At 69.8% G+C, this 17,611-nt stretch carries 17 protein-coding genes and 1 tRNA gene; 7 read left to right on the forward strand and 11 right to left on the reverse strand.

The annotated features are described in order from the left end of the window. A partial coding sequence (locus tag Q0A33_RS15460) for an acyl-CoA dehydrogenase family protein (RefSeq protein ID WP_291798896.1) occupies positions 1–1,120 on the forward strand: 1,120 nt, incomplete at its 5' end. A gap of 4 nt (positions 1,121–1,124) precedes the next feature. Here the strand turns inward: Q0A33_RS15460 and Q0A33_RS15465 are convergent. The 4 genes from Q0A33_RS15465 to Q0A33_RS15480 all read right to left on the reverse strand — a co-directional run bounded on the left by Q0A33_RS15465 (position 1,125) and on the right by Q0A33_RS15480 (position 5,285). Then, positions 1,125–1,970 carry an ABC transporter ATP-binding protein gene (locus Q0A33_RS15465; RefSeq protein ID WP_291798898.1) on the reverse strand — a complete coding sequence of 282 codons (846 nt, stop codon included), beginning with the start codon at positions 1,968–1,970 and terminating at the stop codon, positions 1,125–1,127. After that, positions 1,967–3,133 carry an iron chelate uptake ABC transporter family permease subunit gene (locus Q0A33_RS15470; RefSeq protein WP_291798901.1) on the reverse strand — a complete coding sequence of 389 codons (1,167 nt, stop codon included), beginning with the start codon at positions 3,131–3,133 and terminating at the stop codon, positions 1,967–1,969. Before Q0A33_RS15470 ends, Q0A33_RS15465 begins: the two co-directional genes overlap by 4 nt. Further along, positions 3,130–4,158 carry an iron ABC transporter permease gene (locus Q0A33_RS15475; protein WP_291798937.1) on the reverse strand — a complete coding sequence of 343 codons (1,029 nt, stop codon included), beginning with the start codon at positions 4,156–4,158 and terminating at the stop codon, positions 3,130–3,132. The genes Q0A33_RS15470 and Q0A33_RS15475 overlap by 4 nt, the downstream gene beginning before the upstream one ends. A gap of 83 nt (positions 4,159–4,241) precedes the next feature. Next, positions 4,242–5,285 carry an ABC transporter substrate-binding protein gene (locus Q0A33_RS15480; RefSeq protein ID WP_291798903.1) on the reverse strand — a complete coding sequence of 348 codons (1,044 nt, stop codon included), beginning with the start codon at positions 5,283–5,285 and terminating at the stop codon, positions 4,242–4,244. Positions 5,286–5,628: 343 nt separating this feature from the next. Here Q0A33_RS15480 and Q0A33_RS15485 point away from each other — a divergent pair, with 343 nt between their 5' ends. From Q0A33_RS15485 to Q0A33_RS15495, 3 genes are all read left to right on the forward strand, one after another. After that, a complete protein-coding gene (locus Q0A33_RS15485; RefSeq protein ID WP_291798906.1) occupies positions 5,629–6,003 on the forward strand; it encodes a DUF485 domain-containing protein in 375 nt (124 codons plus the stop codon). After that, positions 6,000–7,625, forward strand: a complete 1,626-nt coding sequence (locus Q0A33_RS15490; RefSeq protein ID WP_291798909.1) for a cation acetate symporter — start codon at positions 6,000–6,002, stop codon at positions 7,623–7,625. The genes Q0A33_RS15485 and Q0A33_RS15490 overlap by 4 nt, the downstream gene beginning before the upstream one ends. Positions 7,626–7,905: 280 nt before the next feature. Then, positions 7,906–8,784 (forward strand): DMT family transporter, encoded by an 879-nt coding sequence (locus Q0A33_RS15495; protein WP_291798911.1) that lies wholly within the window; start codon positions 7,906–7,908, stop codon positions 8,782–8,784. Between the two features lie 51 nt (positions 8,785–8,835). Here Q0A33_RS15495 and epsC read toward each other — a convergent pair whose 3' ends face one another. The 3 genes from epsC to Q0A33_RS15510 form a co-directional block, all read right to left on the reverse strand. After that, positions 8,836–9,525 (reverse strand): serine O-acetyltransferase EpsC, encoded by a 690-nt coding sequence (gene epsC / locus Q0A33_RS15500; RefSeq protein WP_291798914.1) that lies wholly within the window; start codon positions 9,523–9,525, stop codon positions 8,836–8,838. Between the two features lie 7 nt (positions 9,526–9,532). Beyond that, positions 9,533–10,462, reverse strand: coding sequence for a cysteine synthase A (gene cysK, locus Q0A33_RS15505; protein ID WP_291798917.1), 930 nt, complete (start codon positions 10,460–10,462; stop codon positions 9,533–9,535). Between the two features lie 396 nt (positions 10,463–10,858). Then, on the reverse strand, positions 10,859–12,133 hold the full coding sequence (locus tag Q0A33_RS15510; RefSeq protein WP_291798919.1) for a hypothetical protein: 1,275 nt from the start codon (positions 12,131–12,133) through the stop codon (positions 10,859–10,861). 146 nt (positions 12,134–12,279) lie between these two features. Here Q0A33_RS15510 and def point away from each other — a divergent pair, with 146 nt between their 5' ends. The 3 genes from def to Q0A33_RS15525 all read left to right on the forward strand — a co-directional run bounded on the left by def (position 12,280) and on the right by Q0A33_RS15525 (position 13,964). After that, positions 12,280–12,876, forward strand: coding sequence for a peptide deformylase (gene def, locus Q0A33_RS15515; RefSeq protein ID WP_291798921.1), 597 nt, complete (start codon positions 12,280–12,282; stop codon positions 12,874–12,876). A 106-nt stretch (positions 12,877–12,982) separates the two neighbouring features. Further along, a complete protein-coding gene (gene yiaA, locus Q0A33_RS15520; RefSeq protein ID WP_291798923.1) occupies positions 12,983–13,468 on the forward strand; it encodes an inner membrane protein YiaA in 486 nt (161 codons plus the stop codon). Positions 13,469–13,541: 73 nt separating this feature from the next. Next, positions 13,542–13,964: a YccF domain-containing protein gene (locus Q0A33_RS15525; RefSeq protein WP_291798926.1), complete on the forward strand. Its 423-nt coding sequence runs from the start codon at positions 13,542–13,544 to the stop codon at positions 13,962–13,964. A gap of 85 nt (positions 13,965–14,049) precedes the next feature. On the opposite strand, the gene Q0A33_RS15530 is transcribed toward Q0A33_RS15525, so the two are convergent. The 4 genes from Q0A33_RS15530 to Q0A33_RS15545 all read right to left on the reverse strand — a co-directional run bounded on the left by Q0A33_RS15530 (position 14,050) and on the right by Q0A33_RS15545 (position 17,417). Then, positions 14,050–14,122, reverse strand: a tRNA-Gly gene (locus Q0A33_RS15530). 120 nt (positions 14,123–14,242) lie between these two features. Beyond that, a complete protein-coding gene (locus tag Q0A33_RS15535) occupies positions 14,243–15,490 on the reverse strand; it encodes an acyl-CoA dehydrogenase (protein ID WP_291798928.1) in 1,248 nt (415 codons plus the stop codon). Continuing rightward, the gene (locus tag Q0A33_RS15540; RefSeq protein ID WP_291798931.1) at positions 15,490–16,644 is read right to left on the reverse strand and encodes an acyl-CoA dehydrogenase family protein; all 1,155 of its coding nucleotides are present in this window, start codon (positions 16,642–16,644) and stop codon (positions 15,490–15,492) included. Before Q0A33_RS15540 ends, Q0A33_RS15535 begins: the two co-directional genes overlap by 1 nt. Next, positions 16,641–17,417 carry a crotonase/enoyl-CoA hydratase family protein gene (locus tag Q0A33_RS15545; RefSeq protein WP_291798934.1) on the reverse strand — a complete coding sequence of 259 codons (777 nt, stop codon included), beginning with the start codon at positions 17,415–17,417 and terminating at the stop codon, positions 16,641–16,643. Before Q0A33_RS15545 ends, Q0A33_RS15540 begins: the two co-directional genes overlap by 4 nt. Positions 17,418–17,611: the final 194 nt, after the last annotated feature.

Here is a 17,611-nt window from a genome sequence, read left to right on the forward strand (position 1 = left end):
GACCTGCCTGCGGCGCTATCTCGACGGCGAGCTCGCGGAGTACGAGGCCCGCCTCGGCCTCGGGCCGGAGACGCCCTACGACCGCAGCGTGCTCGAGCCCGTGTGGAAGCGGGCGTACGAGCTCGGCTTCTACGGCGTGCATCTGCCCGAGGAGTACGGCGGGAAGGGACTGAGCCACTCCGAGCTCGCCGTCCTCAAGGAGGAGGTCGCGGCCTCCGGACGCGTCCTCTCCCAGAGCGTCCTGGGCGACATGGGCGGACCGCTGCGCGCGGGGGCGATCTTCCGGTACGCCACTCCGGAACAGGTGGAGCGCTACCTGCTCCCCGTGGTGCGCGGTGAGCGCGCCTGCTGCTTCTCGCTCACGGAGACGGACGCCGGTTCCAATGTGCGGGCCATGACCACGACCGCGACGCCGGACGGCGACGGATGGCGCATCGCGGGGAGGAAGGTGTTCTCCTCCGCAGGACCGTTCGCGGACTTCTCCGTGCTCATCGCCCGGATGGCGGGGACGGAGGAGGCCTACTCCGCCTTCCTCGTCGACCTCGACTCCCCCGGCGTACGCGTCCTGCCCGGTGAGACGCCCATGTCCGGCCAGCACATCGAGGCGGACATCGAGCTCACCAACGTGCGCGTGGAGCGGAGCCAGCTGCTGGGCGAGGAGGGCCGGGGACTGCGGATCGGCCTGGGGCGGGTGACGACCAACAGGCTCCTGCACTGCCCCTCCGTCCTCGGCCAGGTGCGACGGGTCCTCACGCTCACGCTGGACTTCGTCTCCTCCCGGCAGGTGGCCGCCGGACCCATGTCCGGCCTCCAGTCCGTGCAGCACACGCTCGCGGAGATGACCACCGACTACTATGCGGCGCGCTCGATGACCTACGACGCGCTCGCCGCGCTCGACCGGGGTGAGGACATCATGCCCGAGGCATTTATGTGCAAGCTCTTCGTCGCGCAGAAGGCCTTCTCCATCGTCGACACGGCGCTGCAGCTCCACGGCAAGGCCGGGATGGTCCACGGCGCGGAGATCGAGTGGATCTGGCGGAAGGTGCGGATGTTCCGCATGCTCACCGGTTCGGACGAGATCCAGAAGAACGGCATCGCAAAGGCGCTGCTGCAGGGCTGAGGCCTCAGCCGCCCGCCGCCGAGTGGTGCCTGCCCAGGGGCAGGACCAGCGGCCGACCGGAGACGGGATCGCCGATCACACGGGAGCGCAGGCCGAACACCTGCTGCACGGTCTCCTCCGTGAGCACCTCCTCGCTGGTCCCCTGGGCGTGCACGGTGCCCCCGTGGACCGCGACGAGCCGGTCGGCGTACCGGGCGGCGAGATTGAGGTCGTGCAGCACCATCACGATCGTGGTGCCCTCGCTCCGGTTGAGGTCGGTGAGGAGGTCCAGCACCTCGACCTGGTGGGTGACGTCGAGGAACGTGGTGGGCTCGTCGAGGAGCAGCAGCGCGGACTGCTGCGCGAGCACCATCGCGATCCACACCCGCTGCCGCTGTCCGCCGGAGAGCTCGTCCACCGGCCGCTCGGCGAGGTCCGCGGTGCCGGTGCGCAGCAGGGCACGGGCCACGGCCTCGTCGTCCGCCGCGGTCCAGCGGGCGAAGAGGCCCTGGTGGGGATGCCGTCCGCGGCCCACGAGATCGGAGACGACGATCCCCTCCGGCGCCAGCGGGGACTGCGGGAGCAGTCCCAGCACCCGCGCCACCTCCTTCGTGGGCAGTGCGTGGATGGACTTCCCGTCCAGCAGCACGGTGCCCTCGGCCGGAGCGAGCAGCCGCGCCAGGGATTTGAGCAGCGTGGACTTGCCGCACCCGTTCGCACCCACGATCACCGTGATCTGCCCGGGCTCCAGCTCGAGGTCGAGGTCCGAGATGACCGAGCGGTCGCCGTAGGTGAGGCTCAGACCGCTGGCCCGGAGCGAATGGTGTGCGGCGGGCCCGGCCTGCGCCCGGACGTCCTTCCCTGCGGTCACTGGGATCCTCCTGTCACGCCGGAGCGCGCGCTCCGGCTCGTCCGGGCGAGCAGATAGATGAGATAGGGCGCTCCGACCACGCCCGTGACGACGCCCACCGGGAAGCGGACCCCGGTGGCGAACTGCCCTGCGAAGTCCGCGGCGAGCACCAGCAGCGCGCCCACCAGGGCCGCCGGCAGCAGCGGCGGGCCCGCGCCGCGCAGGAAGCGCGCGGCGATCGGACCGGCGAGGAACGAGACGAAGGCGATGGGCCCGGCCGCCGCCGTCGCGAAGGCGATGAGGACCACCGCCAGCACGATGAGCATGATCCGCGTCCGCTCCACCGGCACACCCAGGGCCGCCGAGGCCTCCTCCCCCATGCGCAGCGTGTCCAGCCGGCGCGAGAGCAGGAACAGCCCCGGGCCGGCGAGGAGCACCGCGCACAGCAGGGGCAGCGTCTGCTCCCATGTCGAGTTCTGCAGGTTCCCGTGCAGCCAGCGCGTCGCCACCTGGAGGTCCCACTGCGCCGCTCGCGCCAGCGTCCAGGAGACGAAGGCCTTGAGCATCGCCGCGATCCCGATCCCCATGAGGATGAGCCGCGTGCCGGACATGCCGCCGCGGTAGGACAGCGCATAGATGAGGCCCGCCGTACCGAGCGCGGCGAGGGTCGCCACCAGCGAGACCGCGGTCTCCGAGAGCGAGAGGACGACGATGGAGAAGACCGCGGCCGCCGAGGCCCCGGAGGTGATGCCGATGATGTCCGGGCTCGCGAGCGGATTGCCGAGCATCGTCTGGAACGTCGCCCCCGCCATGCCGAACGCCGCACCGGCCAGCAGCCCCGTGGCCGCCCGCGGCAGCCGGAGCTCGCCCACCGTGAAGCTGGCGCCCGGCACGGTCCGTCCCGCGAGCACGCGCAGCACCTCCCCCGGCGAATACGCGGTGTGGCCGCACATGAGCGAGACGGCGAGCATGGCGGCGACGAGCAGCGACAGGCCCAGGCACACGCACGCGTACCTGCGCCTCCGCGAGCGCCGGCCCGCTGCGACGGCCGCGGTGGCGGAGCCCAGGGGGCTGCCCGCGTCCGGGGGGCCGGCGTTCACGTGACCCGGGCCCTCGGTGCGTGCGACCACGGTGCGTGTGACCGCGGCGCGCGCGGCCTGTGCGTTCGACGACCGGCCGCTCACAGTTCACGCACCTTCATGCGACGCACGATGAGGATGAAGACGGGCGCACCCACGAAGGCCGTCACGATGCCCACCTCGAGCTCCTCCGGACGCGTGACCACGCGCCCCAGCACGTCCGCGACCGTCAGCAGCACCGCACCCGCGAGGGCGGACAGCGGCAGCAGCCAGCGGTGGTCGGGACCGAACAGCAGCCGGCACACGTGCGGAACCACCAGGCCGACGAACCCGATCGGACCGGCCACCGCGGTCGAGGCCCCGCACAGGATGACGGCGCCCGCCGAGGCGAGGATCCGCGTGCGCCCCACGCTCACCCCCAGCCCGCGGGCCATCTCATCGCCCAGTGCGAGCGAGTTGAGGCCTCGGGCGGAGAGGACCGAGAGCACGAAGCCCACCAGCAGGAACGGAACGACGCGGGCGAGCGACTCGTAGGTGCCGCCGCCCACTCCGCCGATCTCCCAGAAGCGGAACATGTCCATCACCTGAGCGCGCGGCAGGATGATCGCCGAGGAGAGCGAGGACAGCGCGATGGTCGTCGCCGCTCCCGCCAGCGCCAGCTTGAGCGGCGTGGAGCCGCCGCCTCCCATCGAACCGATCGTGTACACGAGGACGCCGGTGAGGGCCGCACCGGTGAGCGCCACCCAGATGTACCCGTGCGGACTGCTGAGTCCGAAGAACGTGATCCCGACGACGACCGCGAGCGCGGCCCCGTTGTTGATGCCGAAGATCGTCGGGTCCGCGAGCGGATTGCGGGTCACTCCCTGGAGGACGGCGCCCGCCGTGCCGAGGGCGGCACCCACGAGGAGGGCCAGCAGGGTGCGCGGGATGCGCTTGGCGACGGCGGCCTGCGCGACGGTGTCCTGCGCGCCGCCGAGCGCGGAGAGGATGTCGCCGAACCCGACGGTCCTCGCGCCGAACGCCACCGAGGCCAGGGCCGCCAGGACGAGGACCGCGACGATCCCGGCGAGCGCGAGAACCCGCACGGTGGGCGCAGGACCGGAGCGCGATTCCTCCGCGCCGTCCCGCAGCTCTTCCGCCCGTGCGTCCCGGGCCGGCGCCTCCGCCCGTGCGCCCGCCGCCTGCGTGCCGCCGGTCCCCGCGCCCGTCTGCGTCACCGGCTCTGCGCGGCCGCGGCGTCGACGGCGTCCAGTGCGTCGTCCATGTGCGCGGACTCGATGTTGAGCGGCGAGGGGTTGAGCGCGGCCGCCACGGGGCCGTCGGCCGGGATCTTCGCGATCGCGCCCTGCTCCACCGCAGGGATCTTCTTCAGCAGCGCGTCACCGGTGAGGAGGTCGGCCGCCTCGGCGTCCCCGCCGTAGGTGAGGACGACGTCGACGTCGGAGAAGGAGTCCGCCGCGGTCTCAGCGGACTCGGAGAACATGAATTCCTCGGTCTCCTCGCTGCGCTTCGCCACGGCCGCCGGCGTCTCCATGCCCAGCTCCTCGAGGAAGGCCACCCGGGGGTCATGGGTGGTGTAGAGGGAGATCGAGCTCAGATCCGTCGGCTCGGCGTAGACGTAGGCGCCGGCCGCACCGGCCAGGTGCTCTCGCGCCTGCGCCTTCTCGTCGATGACGCCCTCGAGCCGGGAGATCTCCTCCTCGGCCTCGGCCTCCTTGCCCAGCGCCTGACCGTCGATGCGCAGGGTGTCCTGCCAGGTGCTGCCCCAGGGGGTGTCCGGGTAGGCCGCCACCGGGGCGATCTTGCTGAGCGTGTCGTACTCCTCCTGGGTGAGTCCCGAGTAGCCGGCCAGGATGACATCGGGCTGGGCGTCCGCGATGGCCTCGAAGTCGATGCCGTCGGTGGGATCGTAGGTCGCCGGCATCTCCGCGCCCATCTCCTCCACCTTGTCCTCGACCCAGGGCAGGACGCCGTTGCCGTCGTCGTCGCCCCACGTCGCCTTCTCCATGATCACGGGGACGACCCCGAGGGCGAGCGCCGCCTCGTGGTTGCCCCAGGCCACGGAGGCAACGCGCTCCGGCGGGGCCTCGACAGTGGTCTCGCCGAAGGCGTGCTCGACGGTGACGGGGAAGCCCTCGCCCGAGGCCGCCCCGGAGTCCTCCTCCGCAGCTCCGGACCCGGAGCAGGCGGAGAGGACGAGTGCGGACGCGGCGAGGGCCGCAGCGGTGCCGTGGACGGTGCGGCGAGTGGTGTGCATGAGCGGTCGTCTCCTCGGGGCCTCGGCGGCCCTCATCAGAACTGCATTAGGAAAGATCATCATGCTCGAAGTCGAGCGACGCGAGCACGGAGGACAGCGTACATCATTAGGGTAGGCTTGCCTTAATTTGTTCGAGATGCGCAGGAGTGCCGCCGCGCGTCTCAGCGCTCCCGGGCGGCAGGAACGGCAGGTCGTCCTGCGACCTCGCCCGGCTCCGCACTGATCGCTCGATCTGTTGCGAGGGTCGCACTGCTCGTACACACTGTGCTCCAGGTCACTGCGCAGTCTGCTGTGACCGGGCCGGCACCTCGGCCCCGATGTCCATCGACACAACGGAGTGGTTATGACAGATCACAGACCTCCGGAGAGCGTCTCCCCCGGCGGCCCGCCGGCGGGAGGCCCGGGCGTCGACTACGTCGCCGTGCAGGAGTCCCCTGCCTTCAGCGGCCTTCGGCGCACCCACCGCAGCTTCGTCTTCCCCCTGGCGGTGTTCTTCCTCCTCTGGTACGCGGCCTATGTCCTCCTGGGCGCCTATGCCCACGAATTCATGGCCCGGCCCGTGTTCGGCACGATCAACATGGGCATCCTCCTGGGGCTCCTGCAGTTCGTCACGACGTTCGTCATCACCACCGCCTACGTCATGTACGCCAACCGCCGCCTCGACCCGCAGGCCGAGGCGATCCGCGCTGACCTGGAGAAGCAGGAGGCTGCCGCATGACTCAGGCACTCGCACAGCCCGTCCTCGCACAGGCCGCGGAGACGACGGAGAACAACCCCGTCCTCAACATCTCCATCTTCCTGGCGTTCGTCGCCGTCACGCTGGTGATCGTGTTCCGCGCGAGCAGGAACAACAAGTCCGCCGCTGACTACTATGCGGGCGGCCGCTCCTTCAGCGGCACGCAGAACGGCTTCGCCATCGCCGGCGACTACCTCTCCGCCGCCTCGTTCCTGGGCATCGTGGGAGCGATCGCCCTCAACGGCTACGACGGATTCCTCTACTCGATCGGCTTCCTCGTGGCCTGGCTGGTGGCGCTGCTGCTGGTCGCGGAGCTCATGCGCAACACCGCCAAATTCACGATGGCGGACGTGCTCTCGTTCCGCCTCAAGCAGCGCCCCGTGCGCATGGCCGCGGCCATCACGACCCTCGCGGTCTGCTTCTTCTACCTGCTCGCCCAGATGGCCGGGGCCGGCGGCCTCGTCTCACTCCTCCTGGGCGTGGACTCCAGCGTGGGGCAGTCCGTGGTGGTGGCCGTCGTGGGCGCCGTGATGATCCTCTACGTGCTGATCGGCGGCATGAAGGGCACCACCTGGGTCCAGATCATCAAGGCGGTGCTCCTCATCGCCGGCGTCTTCGTCATGACGATCTGGGTGCTGGCGCTCAAGGGCTTCGACTTCAGCGCGCTGCTGGACCAGGCGGTGGAGATGTCGCCGCACGGCGAGGCCCTCCTGGCTCCGGGCATCCAGTACGGAGCGCTGCCCATCGACTTCGTGTCCCTGGCGCTCGCGCTCGTGCTGGGCACGGCGGGGCTGCCGCACGTGCTCATGCGCTTCTACACCGTCCCCACGGCACGCGAGGCGCGCAAGTCCGTCGTCTGGGCGATCTGGCTGATCGGCGTCTTCTACCTCTTCACCCTGGTGCTGGGCTACGGTGCCGCGGCGCTGGTGGGCCCCGAGGTCATCTCCGCGGCGCCCGGCGGGCAGAACTCCGCCGCTCCGCTGCTGGCGCAGGCACTGGGCGGACCGCTGCTCATGGGCTTCATCTCCGCCGTGGCCTTCGCCACCATCCTCGCGGTGGTCGCCGGCCTCACCATCACCGCCTCGGCGTCGTTCGCCCACGACATCTACAACAGCGTGTTCAGGAAGGGGAAGGCGGACCAGAAGCAGGAGGTGAAGGTCGCGAAGATCACGGTGCTGGTGATCGGTGCCATCTCGATCATCGGCGGGATCGGCGTGCAGGGTCAGAACGTCGCCTTCCTGGTGGCGCTGGCCTTCGCCGTGGCGGCGAGCGCCAACCTGCCCACCATCCTCTACTCCCTCTACTGGAAGCGATTCACCACGCGGGGCGCGGTGTGGAGCATGTACGGCGGACTCATCAGCTGCGTCCTGCTCATCACCTTCTCCCCCGTGGTCTCCGGCTCCGAGACCTCGATGCTGGGGGCCGGGGTGGACTTCGCGCTCTTCCCGCTGTCCAATCCGGGCATCGTCTCGATCCCCCTGGGCTTCCTGCTGGGCTGGCTGGGCTCCCTCACGGACTCCGGCACGGAGAGCCCGGAGCTCGCCGCGGAAATGGAGGTGCGAGAGCTCACCGGCCACGGCGCGGAGCCGCCCGTGGAGCACTGAGCGTCTGGGGCCCGGCCGCCGGGGCTCCAGCCGCCGGGCCTTCGACCGCGCTCCCGTTCTCGAGTGCCCACGTCACCCAGCCGTTCTCGCTGAACCGCTCGGGCGACGTGGGCACTCGTCCGCGCCCGCCTCTCCACCGGTGCCCCTCCCCTGGCAGACTGGGGAGGATGACCACCGCACCGCTCCCGCACCTCTCCCCCCTCCGTCCGCGCTCCTCGGACGGACAGCCCCCCGTGGGTGGCCCTCATCCGGGAAGCCCGGAGGCCGGGAGCAGCCTGCGTTGAGTGCGGCCGTCCTGTGCATGGTGCTCACTGCGGCCGTGCTCCACGCCGTCTGGAACATCGCCGCCAAGCGGGCGGACGGCTCCGGCGCCCTGTTCGTGTGGGCGTACCAGGCGGCGGGGGCGGTGCTGCTCACCGGCCCGGCGGCGGTGCTGCTCCTCCGGGATCCGGAGGCTCTCACACCTCGCGTCCTCGCCGCGGCCGTCGTGACGGCGCTCCTCCACATCGGCTACGGCGTGAGCCTGCAGAAGGGATATGCGCAGGGAGACCTCTCCGTCGTCTATCCCGTCGCCAGGGGCACGGGACCCGCGCTCACACTCCTCGTCGCGGTCGCGGTGCTGGGCGAACGACCCGGAGTGTGGGCGGCGGCGGGTGCGGTGGGCATCGTCGCGGGCATCGTCATCGTGACCCTGCAGGGCCGTTCGTCCGTCTCGGGCTCCCCCGACCCCGCCACGCTGCGACGGGGGCTCCTGTGGGGCCTGCTCACCGGCGCATTCATCGCCGGCTACACCCTCTGGGACGATCATGTGGTGGGCGCCGGGGAGGTGAGCCCGGTCCTCTACTTCTGGCTGTGCAGCGCGCTGCAGGCCCTCCTGCTGGGACCGGTGGCCGTGCGCAGGCGCAGCGAGCTGCGCGGCCTCCTCACCCGGCGGTGGGGCACCGTGCTCACCGTGGGCGTGCTGTCACCGGCCGCCTACATCCTCGTGCTCTTCGCCATGCAGCAGGCTCCGGTCTCGCTCATCGCGCCGCTGCGGGAGACGAGCGTGGTGATCGGACTCGTCCTCGCCCGCATCCTCTTCGGCGAACGGGGGCTGGCCTCCCGGCTCGCGGGTGCGGCGCTGGTGGTGGCCGGGGTGGCCCTCATCGCAGCGGGCTGAGTCCCGCTGCGATGAGGGCAGCGAGTCCGGGCGGCCCGGGCTCTCACGCGGTCAGATCCAGAGTGCAGGATCCGTGAGCACGCCGTCCGGAGTGAGATGCCCCTCCTCGTCGGCGGGACGGGAACGCGGGAACTTCACCTGGGCCGGCACACCCACCGCGGTGGCTCCGGCCGGGACGTCCCGGACGACCACCGCATTGGCCCCCACGGCGGATTCGGCGCCGAGGACCACGGGGCCGATCACCTTGGCGCCGGAGCCGATCACCACGCCGTCCTCGACGGTGGGGTGCCGCTTCTCCTGCTTCATGGACCGGCCGCCCAGGGTCACCTGGTGGTAGAGCATGACGTCGTCGCCGATCTCCGCCGTCTCCCCGATCACCACGCCGTTGGCGTGGTCGATGAAGAAGCGGCGGCCGATCCTGGCGCCGGGATGGATCTCCACGCCGGTGAGCGTCCGGACCGCCTGTGAGAGCAGCCGAGCCGGGGCCTGTCCGCGGCCCGCGGGCAGGTTCCACATCCGATGGAGCCCGCGGTGGGCCCAGATCGCGTGGAGGCCGGGGTAGGAGGCCGCGATCACGAGGTCGTTGCGAGCGGCCGGGTCGCGTCGTCGTGCGGTGTCAAGGTCCTCGCGCAGCGTCTGCCGGACGGCGGGGCGGGACAGCCCGTAGGCGGCCGCCGCACCCGCGACCAGGAGCGCGCCGCGCAGGGCCGTGCGGCCCAGTCCGCGCAGTGGTGCACTCATGAGGAGATCACGCGTCCATGTACTCCGCGAACAGCGGGGTGGTGAGGTACCGCTCACCGAAGTCCGGGAGGACGACGACGACGCGCTTGCCCTGGAACTCCGGACGGGAGGCGACGGCCTCGGCCGCAGAGAGCGCTGCACCGGAGGAGATGCCCACGAGGAGGCCTTCGTCCTTGGCGAGCTGGCGTGCGGTGGTGAACGCGACCTCGTTCTCCACGGCCTGGACCTCGTCGTAGATCTCCGTGTCGAGCACCTCGGGCACGAAGTTGGCACCGATCCCCTGGATCATGTGGGGACCGGCCTCGCCCTTGCTCAGGAGCGGCGACGCGGCGGGCTCCACGGCGACGAGGTGTGCCTTCACACCGGCATTCCGGAACGCCCGGCCCACCCCGGTGAGGGTGCCGCCGGTGCCGATGCCCGCGACGAACACGTCGACGGAGCCGTCCGTGTCCGCGAGGATCTCCGGTCCGGTCGTCGCCTCGTGGATGGCGGCGTTGGCCTGGTTGGCGAACTGACGGACGAGGACGGCGCCCTCCGCGGCGAGGGACTCCGCCTTCTCCACCGCACCGCGCATGCCCTCGGCCTTGGGCGTGAGCTCGAGGGTCGCACCGAATGCACGCAGCAGCGCACGGCGCTCCTTGGACATCGACTCCGGCATCGTGAGGATCACGGTGTATCCGCGGGCCGCTCCCACCATCGCCAGCGCGATGCCGGTATTGCCGCTGGTGGCCTCCACGATGGTGCCGCCGGGCTGCAGCTGGCCGGACTTCTCCGCCGCGTCGATCATGGCGACGCCGATCCTGTCCTTGACGGAGTTGGCCGGGTTGGCGGACTCCAGCTTGGCCACGATCTCCGCACCGGTGCGCTCGCTGGCCTTGTTGAGGCGGACCAGAGGGGTCCCGCCCACGATCTGTGTGACATCAGAGTGAATGGTCATAAGTCCTTCTTCCGTTCCTTCGCGGTTGGGCCGCTGGCTGCGGTCCCGTGAGGTCCCGCCCCCTGTGCGCCTGCTGCCGGACGACCGGTGGCGAGCGCACGGTGGGACGGGCGCAGATGGGTCTCATCATGACGCGCGGAGAACGGACGGCCAGGCGGCGTCGAGCTCCCCGCTCATACACCAGCCAATGGCTTCAGCTGCTGATTGTCGTGCGTACTGACGATCCTAACCGTCTCACTGTCGGATCTGTTCCCGTGGGGTCACACCGCGGGAGTCACACCGCATCGTCCGACGTGAGGGTGACGCGGAACCAGTTCAGTGTCCACGCGCAGCCGGCCCGGTGCACACGACATGCGCACCGGGCCGGCGAGGTGCAGGGTGGCGCAGCCGCAGCGCTCAGGCGCCTTCGCGCAGGGAGGTGGCTGCCGGACCGGGCTTCACCCGTGTCGCAGTGGTCTCGATGATCTGGGAGTCGAGGAGCTCCTGCCACCAGCTCGCCAGTTCCGGCACCTCAGCCATGGACATGGCGTAGACGGTGGAGTCTCCGGGCTCGTTCTGCACGCGCCGGTTCACACCCTTGGCGTTGATCCCCAGCAGTGCCGCCACCGGCTCGATGTCCGCACGGCGCAGCCCGCCGGAGCGCGCGATGGGCTGCCCGGCACCCATCCATTCCAAGAGCGCGAGGACGGCCTCACCCTGAGCGGCAGGAGCCTCAGCGGCTGCGGGAGCTGCATGTCCGGAATCGGACTCCCCGCCCGGGACCGCTTCCGTCCCTGAGGCGACAGGCACCTCGGGGGACGCGTTCGCCTGCGCCTCCACGGCCTCGGGCACAGGTTCTGCCGCAGCCGCCGGTGCCGTGCTGACCCGGCCTGCGCTCTCCTGCGGCCGAACGGTCTCCGGCCGCAGCTCTGGATCAGATGCCGGAGCTGCGAGGGAATCCGCACGCACAGGCTCCGGGGCGGAGAAGACCTCTCTGAGGCTCGTGACGCCCGGAGCCTCGCGGAGCAGCAGCTCCTGGCCCAGCGCCGCGGCGTCAGCGCCGGTGCGCTTCGCGGCGGCGAGGAAGAATCCGGTGACGGCGAGCGCGCTGCCCTCCAGGACCGCGGTGCCGGCGTAGCGCAGGATGAGGCTGCCGAGCGAGTCACGCGCACGGCCCTTGCGGGCGATGGCGAGCACGTCGACGGCCGCGTTGCGCGAGCGCCGATCCCAGCCGGTCTTCTTGGGCACCTTGGGCACCGGGATGAGCATGGATGCGGGAGTGAGCTCCGCGTCTGCGTGCCAGGTGTCGATGAGCTCCAGCGCCGTGCCGATCACCTGCGCCACAGAGGGCAACGCCGGGGTGGGATCCGGTTCCACGGCGCGCAGGAGCGCCTGGGCGACGGGCAGCTGACCGGCGATCACCGCCTCGGCGATCTCACCCAGCAGGGCGATGCTCTGCAGGCGGCGCTCCCCCTCCGCGGAGAAGAGGAGGTCGTTGCGTCTGCGGGTGGCGCGGGCGAGTGCGGCGTCGAGCCGGTCCGGGTCGATGCTGGAGGGATCGTCGAGGTCGATCCCCTCCTCCTCGAGGAACGGTGTGAGCTCTTCCAGGCTCTCCTGCGAGAGCTCCGGGTTGTGTTCGACGCCCGGAGCGATCTCCGGGCCGGTTGCGGGGATACCGAAAGCACTGGACATTCTCGCGAGTCTAGCCAAGCGGGCGGCCGACCACGTGGAGTTCGAGGCGTGGACAGCGGGCCGTGCGGTTGAGATGCGTCACGCCCGGCATGTCTCACGCCGTGCGCACGGGCACTCGCCGCCTGCTGCCGGATACGATTGCCCGCATGTCTATTCATCCCATAGTCGTGTACGGCGAGCCCGTCCTCCACCGCCGGGCCGAGCGCGTGACGGAGTTCGACGACGAGCTCCGCACCCTCGTCGCAGACATGTACGAGACCCTCGCGGTGTCGAACGGAGTGGGCCTGGCAGCACCGCAGATCGGCGTGGGCAAGCAGATCTTCGTCTACGACGCGGACGACGAGGACGCGCACGTCCGCCGTCGCGGAGTCTTCATCAACCCCGTCCTGGTGGGATCCAAGGTGCCCGAGGGCCGCCCCGACCCGGAGACGGAGTCCGAGGGCTGCCTCTCCGTGCCCGCCCTGGACTTCCCGCTCAAACGCAGCCAGAAGGTGACGATCACGGGCGTGGACGAGAACGGGGAGACCGTCTCCCTGGCCGTGACCGGCTGGTTCGCCCGGATCATGCAGCACGAGTACGACCATCTGCAGGGCACGCTCTACGTGGACCGTCTGCAGGACAAGTGGAAGCGGCGCTGGAAGCGTGCGCAGAAGGCGGAGGGCTACGACGTGCCCGGACAGTCGTGGATGCCGGGAGTGGACCCGGACCCCTTCGGACACGACCTGGATACCGCGGAGGACTGAGGGCGAATCGTCCCGATCCCGGCTACGCTTCCTGTCAAGCACTGCCCATGCGCAGAAGGGCGTGCACTCCGGCCCGGACACGGGCCGCATCGAGAGGAACCGCAGCATGGACCCCCACAAGGCAAAGGCGCCGCAGAAGCCCACTCCTGCCTTCATAGGCGCCTCATGGGCAGCTCTGCTGCTGGGAATGGGAGCCTTTCTGATCGGGCTCTGGAACGCGGAGATGGAGCTCAACGAGAAGGGCTACTACTTCACCGTTCTCATGTTCGGTCTCTTCGCCGCAGTCTCCCTCCAGAAGACCGTGCGCGACCGGGCCGACGACATCCCCGTCACCAATCTCTACTACGGGCTGGCATGGTTCTCCGTCGTTCTCACACTGACTCTGCTGGCAGTGGGTCTGTGGAACGCCGGCAGCCTGTCCCTCAGCGAGAAGGGCTTCTACGCCATGGCGTTCGCGCTGAGCATCTTCGCGGCGATCGCGGTGCAGAAGAACGTGCGGGACCTCGCACAGTTCAAGCCGGATGAGGACGAGGAGCCTCCTGCGGAACCCCCGCTGGAACCTCCGTACAACCCATACGCGGGCAACTACTGACGGTTGCCGACCGCGCGGCTTCAGCTCAGCCCACGGCCAGGTGCTACCCATCTCGCCCGACTATCGTGAGCACATGCGCGCACTCATCTCCCTGATCCTCAACATCATCTGGCTGCTCACCGCGGGCTGGTCGCTGTTCCTCGGCTACGTCGTCGCGGGTGTCCTCGCCTGCATCTTCATCGTCACGATCCCCTTCGGCGTCGCCTCGTTCCGGATCGCCGGATTCGTGCTGTGGCCCTTCGGACGTGAGGTCGTGGAGTCACGCACGCCCGGTGCGATGGGCGCGCTCGGCAATGTCATCTGGTTCGTCATCGCCGGCTGGTGGCTGGCCCTCGGCCACGTCGTCACGGCGGTGGCGCAGGCGGTGACGATCATCGGCCTGCCGCTGGCCTGGGCGAACCTCAAGCTCATTCCGGTGACCTGCTTCCCCTTCGGCAAGGAGGTCGTCTCCTCCGCCGATTCCCGCTCCCGGATGGTGCCGACGGCGCGGGCGTGAGAGCGGAAGGCCCGGCTGAAGGGGCTCCGCGCGAATGCGACTGAAGGGCCCCGGAATCTCACCGATTCCGGGGCCCTTCTCCCTGAGCGGATGACGGGGATCGAACCCGCGACCTTCAGCTTGGGAAGCTGACGCTCTGCCAATTGAGCTACATCCGCACGCGCTCTCACGCGAACATGCATGAGCATACTCCGTCGCCTCGCTGAACGCACATCCGGTGAACCGCGCGCAGCGGATGTGCCCGCACTCGCCTCAGCGAAATGAGCGGGCACATCCGCTCAGCCTGTCACGAGCTCCCAGAGCCCGCCGGGTTCTGCTGCGAGCGCGGCTTCCGTCACCTGCCGGTCCCACGATGCCAGCGAGCCGTATTCGGAACGCCAGGTGAGGGCCGCGCGCGTGCTCAGATGGAGAGGATGCTCCAGCGTCGTGCCGATCGCCCCGTGCACCTGATGCGCACTGCGGACCACCGCCGAGGCCGCATGGCCGACGCATGACCGTGCGGCCGCCACCAGGAAGCCCAAGTTCTCACTGCTCCATTCCGTGGCCACCGCTTCCAGCAGTGCCGACTCCGTGGCTGCACGTGCCAGGGCGCATTCTGCCGCCATGTCTGCCAGGTGCGCCTGCACGCCCTGGAACTTCGCCAGCGGCCTGCCGAACTGCGTGCGTGCCCCTGCGTGCCCCACCGAGAGGTCGAGCGCCGTGTCCAGTGCCGCACACACCTGGACGGCACGCACCAGTGCACTGCGCAAACGGAGCTGCTCCACGACGTCCGCAGAGATCTCCGTACCGACGAGCGCACTCAGGTCTGCCGCAATCGCATCGCGCGGCTCCCCGGCGGCGTTGCGTCCCGGCGTGATCACCACGGAAGCTGCGGCCACCTCAGCAACCAAATGCCGCCCGCGGTCCTCCCACACCAGCAGGATGCTGTCCGCAGCACTGGCCCACGGCACGTGCGCGGCACGACCGGAGCCGTCGAGGACTGCTACAGTGCGCACCGCATTGCCGGACGCTCCTGCTCCAGTCGTCGAGGAGTCGACCGTTCCCGAAGCACCGTCCGGATGTGCGTCTGCCGCCGTCAGTCCCGCAACCTCACGCAGCCACTCGGCAAGGAGGTCGTTCTCCGCCAACGGAACCCTCACGCCATGACGAGCAGCCGCGCTCAGGAGCTCTGCGGCCTCGGCCCAGCCCGCGCCGCTCCCTCCGGCCTCTTCTGCGGCAGTGAGCCGTGTGAGGCCCAGTTCTTCCAGCTGCGCCCACAGCGCCACGTCGAGGCCGGCCTCGGGCGCAGCGGAATGAGGCACGGTGGCTCCAGCCGAGGCTGTCTGCCGGTTCTCCGCGTACCGCGCAAACACCGACTCGAACAGATCCACGAGATCGGGATCTGCCTCCAGCCCAGCCGCCTGCAGGCTCAATGATCCTCCGTCTCCGATACCGCCCCCGCGTGAACCGAGGTTCTCCGCCTTCGTTCCGTCCGTCTCCGGCATGCCCGTCTCCGCCCTCTTCGTCTCCGTCCTGCTGCTTCTCATCACCGCAGCCCCAGGCCCCGTGCGATCACACCACGCAGCACCTCGTTCGTCCCCCCGCGGAGAGTGAAACCGGGACGCTGGTCAACGGCACGCTGCACCTGAGCGGCGAACTCCGCGGACACCGCGGTGTCATCCCCGATGAGGGAATCGGCGAGCTCGGCGATGTCGCCCTCGGCGGTGGTGCCGACGGTCTTCACCAGCGCGGCCGAGACGTCGGCGGGTTCGCGCCGCTCCAATGCGCCGGCGACCGCCGAGGACATCTTCCGCAGGCCCACCGTGCGCGCCACTGCCCGGCCGATGTCCGGCGAGGCGAGCGCGTTCCCGTCACGCGCCTCGTCCACCAGTCCGGACAGCAGCGGGAACGTCGACAGCAGTCGCTCCGGGCCGCTCCGCTCGAACCCCAGCTCCGAGGTGACCTGCATCCAACCGTCTCCCGGCTCCCCCAGAACCATGTCATCCGGGACGAAGACGTCTTCGAGGAAGACCTCGTTGAAATGGTGCGAACCGTTCATCGACACGATGGGGCGCACATCCACACCGGACTGGTCGAAATCGATGATGAACTGACTCAGTCCTGCGTGCCGATGTGCCGTGTCCAGCGGAGCGCTGCGGACGAGGACGATGAATGCGTCCGCACGGTGCGCACCCGAGGTCCACACCTTGCTGCCGCTGACCGACCAGCCGCCCTCCACCCGGACCGCACGAGTCCTCACGCTCGCGAGATCGGACCCTGACTCGGGTTCGCTCATCCCGATGGCGAAATAGACCTCGCCGCGCGCAATCCCGGGCAGGTACTTCTGCTTCTGCTTCTCATTGCCGAAGCGAAGGATCGACTGAGCGCTCTGTCTGTCTGCGATCCAGTGCGCGGCGACCGGTGCACCTGCCGCCAGCAGCTCCTCCGTGACCACGAAGCGCTCCTCGAAGCTGCGACCGTGGCCGCCGTACTGCTGCGGCAGTGTCATACCCAGCCAACCACGCGCCCCCAGTGCTCTGGAGAAGTCCTCGTCCCAGGCCGTCAGCCAGCTGTCAGCGGTGGGGGTGAAAGCGCCTGTCGCGCGCTGCTCTGCGAGGAACTCCCGCACTTCGTCGCGAAGCCGCCGCAGCGCAGGCGCCTCTGCCCTGACACGCGGCAACAGGCGAGTGGCAGCGCTCATGTGGTCTTCCACTTCGCGACGCGCGCATGGTGCTCCGGATCCATGTGCGCCAGCGGCTGCATGGCCGCCGCCATGGAGAGCACCGTGTCCAGCGAGGCGGTGCGGGACTCGTTGAGCAGACGCTTGGCCATGCGCAGCGGGTGCGGCGGGTTCTTCGCCACTCGGTCGGCCAGTGCATGGGCAGCCGTGAGCAGATCCTCGGGGGCCACCACCTGGCTCACCATCCCCCACTCCAGCGCGGTCGCGGCATCCACGCGATCACCCGTGAAGGTCATCTCCGCCGCACGCGCATGCCCCACGACCTGCCGAAGGAACCATGAGCCGCCGTCTCCGGGAATGAGACCCACCTGGACGAAGCTCTCCGCGAAGGAGGCCTTCTCCGAGGCGATGCGCATATCGCACATCATGGCAAGATCACAGCCCGCACCCACGGCCGCGCCGTTGACGGCCGCGATGATCGGCACCTCCAAGCGCGTCGCTGCTCGCGGCAGTCGCTGGATGGTCGTCTGGTACGCCTGCCGCTGCACCTGCGGATCCTCCCCGAAGATGCCCTCACCGTCCGCCATCTCCTTGACGTTTCCGCCGGCGGTGAAGATCTTCCCCGCTCCGGTGAGGATGACCGCCCTCACCTCGGTGTCCGCGTTGGCCTCGTCCACGGCACGCTCGAACCTGTCTGCGAAATCGCTGCCAGTGATCGCGTTGCCGGATTCCGGCCGGTTGATCGTCCAGATCTCCACGGCTCCGAGCCGGGAGACGTCCAGGGGAGAGTCCATGTCAGGCGTCCTTCCTCAGGTGGAGCGGGCTTCGTCACCCGCACGGCGTCACCATCGGCTATCCTAGCGATTCATTATCAGGGATTGTCAACAATCCTCACTCCTCCGGAGGCGTCAGCCCAGACGACTCGGCACAATGACGAGTGCACAGACGGGATCGACAGAAACGGGACAGAGCATGAGCAGAATGCGGA

The organism is Brevibacterium sp. (assembly GCF_022712115.1).
Lineage (GTDB): Bacteria > Actinomycetota > Actinomycetes > Actinomycetales > Brevibacteriaceae > Brevibacterium > Brevibacterium salitolerans.

Excerpts from the sequence above, each read along its gene's own strand:
- Q0A33_RS15490 (WP_291798909.1), top strand. The coding sequence starts at position 6,000 with ATGACTCAGGCACTCGCACAGCCCGTCCTCGCACAGGCCGCGGAGACG.
- Q0A33_RS15510 (WP_291798919.1), bottom strand. The coding sequence starts at position 12,133 with ATGTCCAGTGCTTTCGGTATCCCCGCAACCGGCCCGGAGATCGCTCCG.
- Q0A33_RS15540 (WP_291798931.1), bottom strand. The coding sequence starts at position 16,644 with ATGAGCGCTGCCACTCGCCTGTTGCCGCGTGTCAGGGCAGAGGCGCCT.
- yiaA (WP_291798923.1), top strand. The coding sequence starts at position 12,983 with ATGGACCCCCACAAGGCAAAGGCGCCGCAGAAGCCCACTCCTGCCTTC.
- Q0A33_RS15480 (WP_291798903.1), bottom strand. The coding sequence starts at position 5,285 with ATGCACACCACTCGCCGCACCGTCCACGGCACCGCTGCGGCCCTCGCC.
- Q0A33_RS15485 (WP_291798906.1), top strand. The coding sequence starts at position 5,629 with ATGACAGATCACAGACCTCCGGAGAGCGTCTCCCCCGGCGGCCCGCCG.
- Q0A33_RS15525 (WP_291798926.1), top strand. The coding sequence starts at position 13,542 with ATGCGCGCACTCATCTCCCTGATCCTCAACATCATCTGGCTGCTCACC.
- cysK (WP_291798917.1), bottom strand. The coding sequence starts at position 10,462 with ATGACCATTCACTCTGATGTCACACAGATCGTGGGCGGGACCCCTCTG.
- epsC (WP_291798914.1), bottom strand. The coding sequence starts at position 9,525 with ATGAGTGCACCACTGCGCGGACTGGGCCGCACGGCCCTGCGCGGCGCG.
- Q0A33_RS15545 (WP_291798934.1), bottom strand. The coding sequence starts at position 17,417 with ATGGACTCTCCCCTGGACGTCTCCCGGCTCGGAGCCGTGGAGATCTGG.
- def (WP_291798921.1), top strand. The coding sequence starts at position 12,280 with ATGTCTATTCATCCCATAGTCGTGTACGGCGAGCCCGTCCTCCACCGC.
- Q0A33_RS15535 (WP_291798928.1), bottom strand. The coding sequence starts at position 15,490 with ATGAGAAGCAGCAGGACGGAGACGAAGAGGGCGGAGACGGGCATGCCG.